Below are 12,491 nucleotides of genomic sequence, written 5' to 3'. Positions count from 1 at the left end.
GTTTGACTTGGGTGCGATTGCGTCTCGTCCGGGCTGGCGACGATATCAGCGGCGCGACCGAACGGACGCTGGAAGAAGGCGCCATGATTTTGGGCCGCGCGCCGGATTGCGATTGGGTGCTCGATGACCGGGCGCGGCTGTTGTCACGTCAGCACTGCCAGATCACCCTGGCGGACGGACGGGTCTTCGTGACCGATCTCAGCGCCAATGGCATCTTCCTCAACGGCGAAACCCAGCGGCTGGAACGCGGCGCGCGGATCGAGGTCGAGCATCAGGACTCCGTCAGGATCGGTGAATATGAGCTGACAGTCTTGGTGGAAACATCGTCGCGGCCGCCGGTTTCGTCGCCTGTCTCACGGGATCCATGGCCCGGTCAGGAACGCATCCCGGCCGCTGACCGGGCAGCGGCGACCCATTCCAGTATTCCCCCCGCCGCGGCGAGCAACCCGTTTGGCGAACCGGAACCGGCGCCCATCCCCGCGGCGGCGGCGCGCCCGGCGCCGATCCCCACAGGCGGCTCGCTGGCTGCTTTCCTCGAAGGCGCCGATCTTGATCCCTCCACCATGGCTGGAGGCGATGCGACGGCCATCCTGCGGCGGGCCGGCCGCCTCTACCGTCAGATCATCACCCATGTCTATGATCTGCTGCGCGACAGGTCGGTCGTGAAGGCGCAGTTTCGGGCGGAACAGACCATGGTGACGCCGGCCAATAACAATCCGTTCAAGTCGCTGATGCCCGACGAACTGGCGGTCCGGCTGCTCCGGAGCGACCAGAAGGGGTATCTGGCGTCAGAGGAAGCTGTCGAGGCGACCTTCCGCGACGTGAAGCGGCATCAGATGGCTGTGCTGTCGGGAATGCACCGCGCCCTGGCCGGTCTCGTGGGGCGGCTCAATCCCGACGAGATCGAGGAACTGCTGGGCAAACGCAGCACCATGTCGATCGTGACGGCGGGCGGCAAGAAGGCGGCCGCCTGGGACACCTACCGCGCTTATTTCGAGCAGCTCGAACGGGACATCGCCGATCTCGATCGGAGTTCATTCATGTCGGATTTCCGGCGCGGATACGAAGACCGTCTGCGCCAGCTTCAGAACGCGGATTTGTGAGCGGCGCAGAACAGCATCGCGTGTTTACATCGGTTCCGGCCATACCTGTCGCCGGACGAAATACTGAGGGGCCATGAAGTCCAACGAGCCATTCGGCCAAGACGACGAGCAGGGCGCCCCCGGCGTTCGCCGTGCCGCTCGTCCGGAACCGAGTGGCCCCAATCCGTTCGTGATCGGCGGCATGGCGGAGCCGGCGGTCGAGGAACCGGCGCTGGAGACACTCGTCTTCGGCCGGATCGCGGTCAATCTCAAGCAGGGCAATCCCCTGCTTGTCGCGGCGGTGCCGGTCCTTGCCTTCGTGCAGCGCATGCGCGAGACGCCCGACCAGTTGCATTCGCTGCGGGACATCCGCGGCGACGCCCAGCGTGCCATCCAGAAGTTCAGGGCCGCCATCGCCCGCAGTGATGTGGACGATCCGACCGAACATTCCGCCGATCATGTTCTGTGCGCCCTGGTCGACGATATCGCCCTGAATGGGCCTTGGCCGGGCAAGGCCGAATGGCGGCAGCAACCGCTGGCCGGACCGGTCCGCGACCCGCGCGGTCACGGACAGCGGGTATTCGATCTTCTGGATGAAGTGCTCGTGGCGCCCGATCGCGACTACGAACTGCTCGAGCTGATCTATGTGGCGCTGGCGCTGGGCTTCGAGGGGCCGCTCCGGGCGGATCCGCGCGGGCCGCTGCTGCTGGTGCAGTATCGGGAACGGCTGCTCGCGGCGATCCGCAAGGAAGGACCGGGCCGGGAGAACGCATCGGTCGGATCGGCCCTGCAAGGCAATGCCCACAAGGTGCTGGCCTATCTGAACCCGTTCACCATGCTGCTCGGCGGCGTGCTGTTCATCGCGGTATCACTGGCCATCGCGCTGCTGATCTTCGGCGAGGGCGCGCCCGGCACGGTCGCCTCGGAGCCGGAGGAAGACCTGGTCGCGGCACTCAGGGCCGAATTGCAGCCGGTTCCCGATCTGGTGCCGGGCAAGGTGCGCTCGGTGCTGCAGGGCGATGTGGCGACAAAGATGCTCTCCATCGAGGATGCCGGCGCGTCCCTTGTCGTCCGCCTGCCCGGCGATGCCTATTTCGAGCCCGGCACCGCCACGCTCGATCCGGCCGGAGATGGGGTGCTGCGCCGCGTCGGCGCGGCGATCGGCCTGACCAGCGGTCCGGTCTACATCGTCGCGGTGCGCGATCCCGCCGTTGGCGAACTGGCCCGAGCCAGAGCCGATGCCATCGGCCGTCAGCTCGCGCCCTGGGTCAAGGACCGCGGCGAGCCGATCATCAGCTTCGTGACCGCGCCGGCGGAGGGCGACGAGGGCGCCGCCGCGCAAGAGATTCGCGTCGTTCTCGGCAAGGGCGTCAGACCGCCGTCCCTTGCCGATGACGGCTACCTCGTGCCTACCTGGTATTAGCAGCGTGTAGAGGGACCGTGTACGGAGGCAAGCTGAATTTCCGGTCGATCGGAAGGACGCACACGGGGAAGGTGCGTCCGCACAACGAGGACGCGTTCCTCGAGCGGACCGATATCGGCCTGTGGGTCGTGGCCGACGGCATGGGCGGGCACCGCGCCGGCGATGTCGCCAGCGCCATGATCATCGACGCGCTCGCCCGGGTCGAGCCGCCCGTCGATGGCCGCACCTTTCTGCGCGAGGTCCGGCAGGACCTCCATCGCCTGAACCAGGAACTGTATGCGCAGGGGACCGGACAGTCACAAAGCCGGACCATGGGCAGCACGGTCGTGGTGGTGATGATCTTTCAGGACTTCTATGCCTGTGTCTGGGTCGGGGACAGCCGTCTCTACCGCTTGCGCGGCGGTGTGCTGACGCGCCTGACGCGAGACCATTCCTATGTGCAGCAACTGGTGGATGCGGGGCAGATCAGCCAGGCCGACGCCAACGCCCATCCCATGCGCAATGTCATCACCCGCGCCTTGGGCGCCCATGCGGAACTGGAGCCGGATACCTGTCACGGTCCGCTGGAGCCGGGTGACCGGCTGGTGCTGGCGACGGATGGCGTCACCGGCGTGTGTTCCGATGCGGAAATCGCGGCGATGGCGAGCATCGTCAACATGGCCGAGGCCGCCGAACGCATCGAGGTCACCTGTCTCGACCGCGGCGCGCCGGATAATCTGTCCTTCGTGATCATCGAAGCCACCTGACGCCCGGCGTCCGGTTACGGGTCAGGGCATCAGACCGACCGCTTCCCGTTCGTCGAAGACGACGGGAATGATTTTCGGAATCGCGGCTGCGCCGAACATGTCATTGACGCCGACCTGCGGTGACAGGAGCACCATCCTGCAGCCCTTTTGGCTCAGGGCACGTGCGACGCTGATGAACATGCGCACCCCCATCGACGCGACGAAGGACACGTCCGACAGATCGACGACCGCATTGTGAGCGCCGGGTACGAGCGTGGCCGAGAAACGGGTCTCGATCTGGTCGACGCCCGCCGTATCGAGCCGGCCGTGAAGCGCTACCTTCAGAATGTTGCCGCCCAGATCGCTTACATCCATGTCCACGATTGAAATCCCTTCACGCGGTTGGCCGTCGACACACAAGAACGGCACGCCCGCCGCCGTCGAGGCGCGCAAGTCTATGCGGGGAAGGTTACGGGAATGTGACCGATGCTGGGGCGGCCGGAAGGAAGCCGCGTTTTCGTCCCTTCCGGCCGTTCAACTCAGGCGATCTTGTCGAAGGTCAGGTTCAGCGCCTTCAGGCCGCGCAGCGCGAAATGCGGGTGATGGCTGAAATCGGTCTGCTCCGGCGCGATCCGGATGTTGTCCAGCCGGTCGAGCAGGATGTTGAAGGCCAGCGTCATTTCCTGCCGGGCCAGCGGCGCGCCGATGCAGTGATGGTGCGCCGTGCCATAGGCCATGTGCTTGCCCGGGCTCTTGCGGTGCAGGTCCATTTCCTCCGGGTTGGGGAACTCGGCCGGATCACGGTTCGCCGCGCCAAAGCGCATGTCGATGGTCGCGCCCTTGGGAATGGCGACCCCGCCCAGTTCGACGTCCTTGCGGACGGTACGGAACAGGCTCTGCACCGGCGTTTCGAGGCGGATGATCTCCTCGATGAAGTTCTTGATCAGGGCGCGGTTGCCGCGCAGCTCGGCCATCTTTTCCGGTTGTTCCATCAGCAGCAGCATGCCGGCGGCGATGGAATTGGTGGTGGTCTCGTTGCCGCCGATGTTCAGCGCGAAGGCGATGGACAGCAGCTCGGCGTCCTTGAAGTACTCGCCCTGCTCGTTGCGGGCATTGGCCAGGATCGACAGGATGTCGTCCTGCGGGTCCTGCCGCTTGCGGCCGAACCAGTCGACCAGATAGTGCTGGAATTCCACCTGGCGCTTGGCGTTGGCGATCTCTTCCTCCACCGAGAGGCGCTGGCTCATGGAATCGACCTGGTCCTGCGACCATGCCTTCAGGCGGGGCAGATCTTCCTTGGGCAGCCCCATACGGTCGGCGATGACATGCATGGGCAGCGGCACGCAGAACTGGCTGACGAATTCCACCTTGCCGTCGTCGATGAACCCATCGACCAGTTCCTGGATCAGCGCCTCGATATAGGGCTGGCCGGCTTTTACCTTGCCGGCGGTGAAGGCCGGGTCGGCCAGGCTGCGGAAGATGTTGTGGATCGGCGGCTCGGCGCTCAGGCAATCGGCCATCAGCCAGCCGCCATCGGCGAACACCTTCGATACCTCGACCGGGTTGCGCCAGTAACCCTTGCGCCCGGTGTCGATCGTCTTGTCCCAGGCGCCCGAAAGGTCGCGCGAGAAGAACTCATAGTCGCGCAGCACCCGCTTCAGGTCGTCGTAGCGGGTGATGACGTAGAAGCCCGTATGCGGGTCCTTGTGAACCGGCGCCTGCGACCGAAGCACGTTATAGGCGTGATACGGGCATTCCTGGACCGCCGGATCCGTCAGGTTGAAATCCTCGGGCTTCTCGCTTCCCATGTCGTCTGCTTCCCCTGGTTGAATAGTGGGCGCGACCCTAGCAGCGAGACCCGTCACAGTCACGGGTGCATGTTTAATAGGGCGAGATATTTTTCAGAAGATCGCCAGCGCCGCCCGGATCGCCAGAATCAGCAGCACGATCGTCGCGGTGATGAAGATGGCGAACCGCAGCATGATGATGTTGACCAGCGCCTGCACCAGGCTGTGGACGATGCGCAGCACGACATAGATCCAGGCGAGGATCACGTTGAGGTCGCCCCACGCGCCGACCAGGCAAAGCGCGGTCACCACCGCATAGAACAACACCGGCTGCTCCAGCAGGTGATTGTAATTGTCGGCCTTCCACCGGACTTCCGGCGGCAATCGGGCGTTGAATTCCTCGCGCGGACGGCTGCCGTCCAGCGGAACGTTCAGGCGGCGGATCGCCGGAATGCGGGTGGCGTACAGCCAGGCACACATCACGAAGGTCCACAGCACCAGCGTGATCATGGGAGCAAGCAGGTCGGTTTGCATCGATTCCTCCGTAAGGCTCGATGAACCTTAACGGAGGACGGCGATGACCTCAGCGCTTTTGTACTATGCCCGCGCCAGTTCGACGGTGACCGCCGCGCCCGACAGCTTGTGCTCGGCCTTGAAGCCACCGGGCACGTCCTCGTCGAAGCGAAGATCGACGGCGAGCGTTTCGCGGCAGATGTGCTCGCGATGTTCCGCCAGGGCGCTGGCCACGTTGTCGGGCACCCGCGCCGCGAGCTGGATGCGGTCGGTCACGTCGAGGCCCGCGTCCTTGCGGGTCTGCTGCACCAGGCGGACGAAATCGCGCGCCCAGCCTTCCCGTTCCAGGTCCTCGTAGACGCGGGTATCGAGCACCACGACGCCCCGGCCCTGATCGTAGGGCTCGGAATCCAGACCCTCGCCGGTCACGACGCGCAGGCTGAAATCCTCGGGCTCCAGCTCGATGCCGGCGATGGCTACCTTGCCGTCCGGCGTCTTCGTCCAGTCGCCGGAGCGCTGGGCGTTCATGACGTCCTTCATCTTGCCGCCGATCCGCTTGCCGATCTGCGGGTTCACCTTCAGCTGCTGCTCGCCCATGGACGCGGGATCGGTGGACAGCACCACCTCCTTCACGTTCACCTCGTCGGCGATCAGCGCGCGGTATTCCTCCAGCGCTGCGGCATCGGGATGGGCGATGGTGAGTGTCCGCAGCGGCAGGCGCGTGCGCAGGCTCCTGGTCTCGCGCAGCGACATCACGGCGGCGCAGATCTCGCGCACCTGGTCCATGCGGCGCACCAGATCACGCTCGGCGGGCAAGGCGGCGGCGTCGGGCCAGTCGGCCAGATGCACCGAGCGCTCGCCGGTCAGGTTCTTGTAGATGCGCTCGGCGATGAACGGCATGAGCGGCGCCAGGGCGCGCATGACGTTGGTCAGCACCGTGTAAAGCGTATCGTAGGCGTCGCGCTTGTCGCCATCCTCGGCCTCGCGCCAGAAGCGGGCGCGGCTGCGGCGGATGTACCAGTTGTTCAGCGCATCGATATAGCCGGGCACCACCGCGTATGCACCGGGCAGGTCGTTGGCGTCGAGACGCGCCTCGATCCTTTCGATCAGCTCGCGTGTCTTGGCCAGCACGTAGCGGTCCAGCACGCCCTTCTGATCGGCGCGCGCCCGCGCCTTGTGACCGTCGATATTGGCGTAGAGGGTGAAGAAGTAGTAGGCGTTCCACATGGGCAGGATCGCCTGGCGCAGGGCCTGGCCGATGCCCGATCCCTCGCGCGGGATCGACAGGTCGCCGCCCGAGAGCAGCGGCGACGAGATCATGTACCAGCGCAGCGCATCGGCCCCGTAGTCGTCGAACACTTCCATGGGGTCGGGATAGTTGCGCAGGCGCTTGGACAGCTTCTGCTTGTTCTCGTCCAGCACCACGCCGTGGCACACGGCCGACCGGAACGGCGCGCGGTCGAACAGGGCGGTCGACAGCACCATCAGCGTGTAGAACCAGCCGCGGGTCTGGGCCACGTACTCGACGATGAAGTCGGCCGGGAAGTTGGCCTCGAAGCGCTCCTTGTTCTCGAACGGATAGTGCAGCTGGGCGAACGGCATGGAGCCGCTGTCGAACCACACGTCGAGCACTTCCGGCACGCGGCGCATCATGGATTGGCCGGTGGGATCGTCCGGGTTGGGGCGCACCAGCTCGTCGATGGCGGGCTTGTGCAGATCGGTCGGACGCACGCCGAAGTCGCGCTCCAGCTCATCCAGGCTGCCATAGACGTCGATGCGCGGATAGGCCGGGTCGTCGCTCTGCCACACCGGGATCGGGCAGCCCCAGAAGCGGTTGCGGCTGACGTTCCAGTCGCGGGCGTTCTCCAGCCAGTTGCCGAACAGGCCGTCGCGGATGTGCTCCGGATTCCAGACGATGTCCTTGTTCAGCTCCACCATCCGCTCGCGGATCGCGGTGACCTTCACGTACCAGGCGGTGATGGCCTTGTAGATCAGCGGCGTGTCCGTGCGCCAGCAATGCGGGTAATTGTGCAGATAGGTCTCGTGCCGCACGATGACGCCGGGCTGGGCCTTCAGGTCGCGGATGATCGACTTGTTGGCCTCCAGCACGTTCTCGCCCTGATAGTCGGGCACTTCGGCGGTGAAGCGGCCGGCCTCGTCGACGGGCACCACGACCGGCACGCCATTGGCCAGCGCCACGTCCATGTCGTCCTCGCCGAAGCCGGGGGCGATGTGCACGGTGCCGGTGCCGTCGGTGTCGGAGACGAAGTCGCCGGTCAGGACGACGAAAGCGTTGTCGAGATGCCGGAAATAGTCGAACAGCGGCGTGTAGCGACGCCCGGCGAGCTGCTGGCCGGTGACCGTGCCGACGCGCTCCCAGCCGCTCAGTTCCCGCTCATAGCGCTCCAGCGCCGTGGTCGCCAGGATCACCCGCTGGCCCTCATGTTCCAGGATCGCGTATTCGAGGTCCCGGTTCACGGCCAGCGCCAGGTTGGACGGCAAGGTCCAGGGCGTCGTCGTCCACGCCAGCAGGCGGATCGGGACGGTCTCGCCTTCCGCCGGGTCCAGCAGGAAGCCCACGGTCAGCGCCGGGTCCTGGCGCTCGCGATAGGAGTTGTCGAGCCGGGTCTCGAAATTGGACAGCGGCGTCTGCACCGCCCAGGAATAGGGAACGACCCGGTGGCCCTCATAGACCAGGCCCTTGTCGAACAGCTGTTTGAACGCCCAGATCACGCTCTCCATGAAGGGCAGGTTCATGGTCTTGTAATCGTTCTGGAAGTCGACCCAGCGGCCTTGGCGGGTGACGTAGTCCTCCCATTCCTGGGTGAAGCGCATCACCGAGGTCTGGCAGTGCTCGTTGAACTTGGCGACGCCGAACTTCAGGATCTCCTGACGTCCCGAGATGCCCAGCTCCTTCTCCGAGGTCAGCTCGGCGGGCAGGCCGTGGCAATCCCAGCCGAAGCGGCGCTCGACGCGCTTGCCTTTCATGGTCTGATAGCGCGGCACGATGTCCTTGACGAAGCCGGTCGCCAAATGCCCGTAGTGCGGCAGACCGTTGGCGAAGGGCGGACCGTCGTAGAAGACATATTCGTTGCTGGCGCCATCGGCGGTCGCGGGACGATTCTCGACCGACGCCTCGAAAATGCCTTCACGCTGCCAGAATGCGAGAATGTCCTTCTCGATGGCGGGGAAACTCGGATTGGAGTCCACGTCCGGATAGGGGCGTCCGTTGTCGTCCTGGCCCATGCGCGTCACATTCTCGTCTGGCTACACCTAAAGGGGCCGGAGCCAAGGGCCGCCGGCCGGGCACAGGAGATAAAGCTTTGATGGCTATCCGTCCAGAGCCGACAGCAGGCGGCGCCTCGGCGCGGCGGTCACCGCGCCGCGCGATATGCGTGAAAGACGTGTTATGCGCCTCGCCCCGGATCGGCTATGCTCGCATGCATGCGACGGGCCAACGGTCGCCTGTATATGAAGGGTCATGCCGTTCATGGGGCGGACGGATCACGTAGTGCTCGATCGGGCCGCTCTGAAAAGCCTCTTTTCGGAGGACGCGTCCAGTTCCCTCGTCCGCCTGATCTTCGAACGTGCGCCCGCCGCCATGGCCATCGTCGATCGGGACATGCGGTATCTGGCGGTCAGCGACCGCTGGTACAAGGACTACGAGCTGGGCGACGCTGACCTTCTCGGCAGGTCCCATTACGACGTGTTTCCCGATGTTCCGGAACGCTGGCGCGAGGAGCATCGCCGCTGTCTGGCCGGTGAGCACATGGTGTGCGAGCAGGACGAATTCGTCCGCGACGACGGGCGTTCCGTCTGGATCCGCTGGGAAATCGTGCCCGTCATCGGCGAGAGCGGGGCCATCGAAGGCATGATCATGCTCACGGAGGTCGTGACCAAGCACATCGAGGCGGAGAAGGCGCGCAAGGAGGCGGAGATCGCCCAGCAGGTTGCCCATGTCGGCAGCTGGGACTGGGACATCGCGACGGACGAAATCTCCTGCTCGGCGGAGATGTGCATGGTGCTGGGCCTCGACCCGGTGCGGCGGTCCTTCAGGATGGATGATTTGCTGGCGTTCGTTCACCCGCTCGACAGGGAGTTCGTGCTGGGGCGGGTGAACATGGTGCGGGCGGGCGAAATGCCGGACCCGGAGCTGGAGACCCGCGCGCTGACCGCCGCTGGCGCGTTGATCTGGGTGCGCATGGTCATCCGCACCAGCCAGCGCGAGGCCGGCAGGGCGCTCATGGTGCACGGCGTGATCCAGGAGGTCACCGAGCAGAAGCTTGCCCAGAGGGAGCTGGCCTTCCGTGACCGGGCCATCGACACGGCGGCGAGTCCGCTGACCATCGCGACACTTAAGGGGCAATACACCTACGCGAACCAGGCGTTCGTTGAATTGCTGGGCCTGGAGTCCACCGAGCAGGTGCTCGGCCTCGGCGCCATCGATTTCGTCGTGGATCGTGGAATGGTGAGCGGGTCCATCGCGTCGCTGATGGAGACCGGGCGGTGGACGGGTGAACTGGTGTTCCGCCGCGCCGATGGTGGCGAGGTGGATGTGAGCGTCTACGCGGCCATGGTGCGCGACGATGACGGCGCGCCGCACAGGATCGTCGTGTCCTATTCCGACATCACCGACCGCAACAAGGTCATGCAGGCCCTGGCCCGGCGCGAGAGACAGCTGCGTCAGGCACAGGAGTTGGCGCGGCTCGGCCCGTGGCGGTTCGATCTTTCGACCCGGCTCTATCATGCGCCGCCCGAGACACGGCAGGTTCTCGGGCTGCCCGACGACTACGCCACCTATGGCATGGACCATGCGACCCGGGCGGTCCACCCCGACGACCTTGCCCGCGTCGAGGCCGTGGCCAGGCAGCTCATCGACGGCACGCTCGACATGGCCGAGGTGCAGTACCGCTATCTGAGCCCCGGGCGCGAGGTGACCCATGTGCGGGTCATCATGTCCGCCGAGCGGGATGACTCCGGTCGCGCGACGGCGCTGACCGGCCTGATCCAGGACGTGACACCCTCGAAGGAACTGGAAGCGGCGCACAGGGAAACCGAACGGGCCATGTCGGCGCTGATGCGCAACCTGTCCGGCGTGGTCTACCGCTGCGACAACGACGAACGCTGGACCATGCGGTTCGTCAGTGACGCCTGCCAGCGGTTGATGGGATACGAGCCGCACGAACTGATCGGCAATTCGGTCGTTTCATACAATGACGTGATCGACCCTCGCGACCGGCAGCGCGTCTGGCAAGGCATTCAGGATGCCGTCGGCAATCGCCGGGCTTTCCAGCTGTCCTATCGGATCATCCGGAAGGATGGTGACCTGAGATGGGTTCTGGAGCAGGGCAGCGCGATCCGTGACCAGAACGATGCCGTCGTGGCGATCGAAGGCTATATCGCCGATATCACCGAGGAACAGCGGGTCGTCGAACGCCTGCAGGAAAGCGAGGCGCGCAACCGCGCGATCATGGAATCAGCCTCGGTGGCGATCATCACCACGGACGAGTACGGCGTGATCGAGTCCTTCAATCCCGAGGCTGAGCGGCTGTTCGGTTATCTGGCCGGCGAGGCGACCGGACGCAATCTGTCGCTGCTCATGCCGGCAGGGTATGCCGAGGATTCCGATGGGTTCATGGCCAGGCTGCGCGACGAGGCCGCTGGACGCGCCGGCCTTGCCGCGCCGCGCGAGCTGACCGCCGTGCGCAAGAACGGCGAGGTCTTTCCGGTCGATCTGGCCGTCAGCGAGATGCGCATGGGGGACCGCAAGATATTCATCGGCAGTCTTCGGGACCTGACCGAACGCAAGAAGGCCGAGGCACGGCTTAATCAGGCCCAGAAGATGGAGACGGTGGGCCAGCTCGTCGGCGGCGTGGCCCATGACTTCAACAATCTGCTCATGGCCATGCAGCTCAACCTGGAGCTGGCCAACATGCTGGCGGCGGACCGTCCCGACGTGGCGGAGTCGATCACCGTCGCGCTGAACGCGGTCGACAGGGGCGCGGAACTGACCCGCCGCCTGCTGGCCTTCTCGCGGCAGCAACCGCTTGATCCCAAGGTCATCCGGGTGAACGAACTGGTGCGCAACATGATGCGGCTGCTCCACCGCCTGCTCGAGGAGGCGATCGACACGCATACGGTGCTCGATGCCAACGTCTACCCCGTCGAGGTCGATCCCGCCCAGCTGGAAGCGGCGCTGGTCAATCTGGTGGTCAATGCGCGCGACGCCATGCCCGATGGCGGCAGGTTGACCATTGAAACCGCCAATCTGGAGATCGACGGGTTTCTCGCCAGCCAGTTCGAGGACATGGTTCCGGGCCACTACGCGGTGGTCGCGGTGAGCGACACCGGCATCGGCATGCCGCCCGAGGTCCAGGCGCGCGCGTTCGATCCGTTCTTCACCACGAAGGAAGTCGGCAAGGGCAGCGGGCTCGGGCTCAGCATGGTGTACGGCTTCGCCAAGCAGTCTGGCGGGCATGTTCGCATCTACAGCGAACAGGGGCATGGCACGACCGTGAAGCTGTTCTTCCCGCGCAGCTACGCCACGCCGACGGCAACCGCGCCGCGTCCGGCGCCGGTGGTGATCCGGCCAGGGTCCGAGACGATCCTGCTGGTCGAGGATGACGGCGATGTCCGCCTGACCGTGGAGAGGCTGCTCAAATCGCTGGGCTATACGGTGATCGCCGCGGCGGACGGGCCGTCGGCGCTGGCGCTCGTCGACGAGGGGCTGCGTCCTGACCTGCTGCTGGCCGACGTGGTGTTGCCAAAGGGCATGAGCGGGCGCGACGTGTCGATCGCCGTCGCCGAGCGAGCGCCCAAGTGCCGGATTTTGTTCATGTCCGGTTACACGGAAGACGCCGTGATGCATCACGGCCGGCTGGATGAAGGCGTGGTGCTGTTGTCCAAGCCGTTTCCGCGCGAGCTGCTGGCCAGCAAGGTGCGCGAATTGCTGGATGCCTGA

At 65.5% G+C, this 12,491-nt stretch carries 8 protein-coding genes; 4 read left to right on the top strand and 4 right to left on the bottom strand.

Annotated features, from left to right (window positions below; translation table 11 throughout):
- Nucleotides 1–11: 11 nt before the first annotated feature.
- From tagH to WJU17_RS09145, 3 genes are all read left to right on the top strand, one after another.
- The gene (gene tagH / locus WJU17_RS09155; protein ID WP_346327426.1) at nt 12–1,103 is read left to right on the top strand and encodes a type VI secretion system-associated FHA domain protein TagH; all 1,092 of its coding nucleotides are present in this window, start codon (nt 12–14) and stop codon (nt 1,101–1,103) included.
- Nucleotides 1,104–1,176: 73 nt separating this feature from the next.
- On the top strand, nt 1,177–2,505 hold the full coding sequence (gene icmH, locus WJU17_RS09150; RefSeq protein WP_346327015.1) for a type IVB secretion system protein IcmH/DotU: 1,329 nt from the start codon (nt 1,177–1,179) through the stop codon (nt 2,503–2,505).
- A gap of 71 nt (nt 2,506–2,576) precedes the next feature.
- On the top strand, nt 2,577–3,251 hold the full coding sequence (locus WJU17_RS09145; protein WP_346327014.1) for a protein phosphatase 2C domain-containing protein: 675 nt from the start codon (nt 2,577–2,579) through the stop codon (nt 3,249–3,251).
- Nucleotides 3,252–3,272: 21 nt separating this feature from the next.
- On the opposite strand, the gene WJU17_RS09140 is transcribed toward WJU17_RS09145, so the two are convergent.
- From WJU17_RS09140 to ileS, 4 genes are all read right to left on the bottom strand, one after another.
- Nucleotides 3,273–3,605: an STAS domain-containing protein gene (locus tag WJU17_RS09140; RefSeq protein ID WP_346327425.1), complete on the bottom strand. Its 333-nt coding sequence runs from the start codon at nt 3,603–3,605 to the stop codon at nt 3,273–3,275.
- A 164-nt stretch (nt 3,606–3,769) separates the two neighbouring features.
- Entirely contained in the window at nt 3,770–5,038 is a 1,269-nt protein-coding gene (locus WJU17_RS09135; RefSeq protein WP_346327013.1) for a cytochrome P450, read from the bottom strand.
- A 93-nt stretch (nt 5,039–5,131) separates the two neighbouring features.
- Nucleotides 5,132–5,551: an MAPEG family protein gene (locus WJU17_RS09130; protein WP_346327012.1), complete on the bottom strand. Its 420-nt coding sequence runs from the start codon at nt 5,549–5,551 to the stop codon at nt 5,132–5,134.
- Nucleotides 5,552–5,614: 63 nt separating this feature from the next.
- Nucleotides 5,615–8,776: an isoleucine--tRNA ligase gene (ileS, locus tag WJU17_RS09125; RefSeq protein WP_346327011.1), complete on the bottom strand. Its 3,162-nt coding sequence runs from the start codon at nt 8,774–8,776 to the stop codon at nt 5,615–5,617.
- A gap of 265 nt (nt 8,777–9,041) precedes the next feature.
- Between ileS and WJU17_RS09120 the strand changes: the two genes are divergently transcribed.
- A complete protein-coding gene (locus WJU17_RS09120; protein WP_346327010.1) occupies nt 9,042–12,491 on the top strand; it encodes a PAS domain S-box protein in 3,450 nt (1,149 codons plus the stop codon).

Origin of the sequence: Iodidimonas sp. SYSU 1G8, assembly GCF_039655775.1 — a bacterium.
Classification (GTDB): domain Bacteria; phylum Pseudomonadota; class Alphaproteobacteria; order SMXS01; family SMXS01; genus RI-34.
Note: the sequence above shows the minus strand (reverse complement) of the source record. Positions and strands in the feature narration are given on the sequence as shown.

Bases quoted from the DNA above. Each gene is read 5' to 3' on its own strand.
- icmH (WP_346327015.1), top strand. From the start codon at position 1,177: ATGAAGTCCAACGAGCCATTCGGCCAAGACGACGAGCAGGGCGCCCCC.
- WJU17_RS09140 (WP_346327425.1), bottom strand. From the start codon at position 3,605: ATGGATGTAAGCGATCTGGGCGGCAACATTCTGAAGGTAGCGCTTCAC.
- WJU17_RS09135 (WP_346327013.1), bottom strand. From the start codon at position 5,038: ATGGGAAGCGAGAAGCCCGAGGATTTCAACCTGACGGATCCGGCGGTC.
- WJU17_RS09130 (WP_346327012.1), bottom strand. From the start codon at position 5,551: ATGCAAACCGACCTGCTTGCTCCCATGATCACGCTGGTGCTGTGGACC.
- ileS (WP_346327011.1), bottom strand. From the start codon at position 8,776: ATGGGCCAGGACGACAACGGACGCCCCTATCCGGACGTGGACTCCAAT.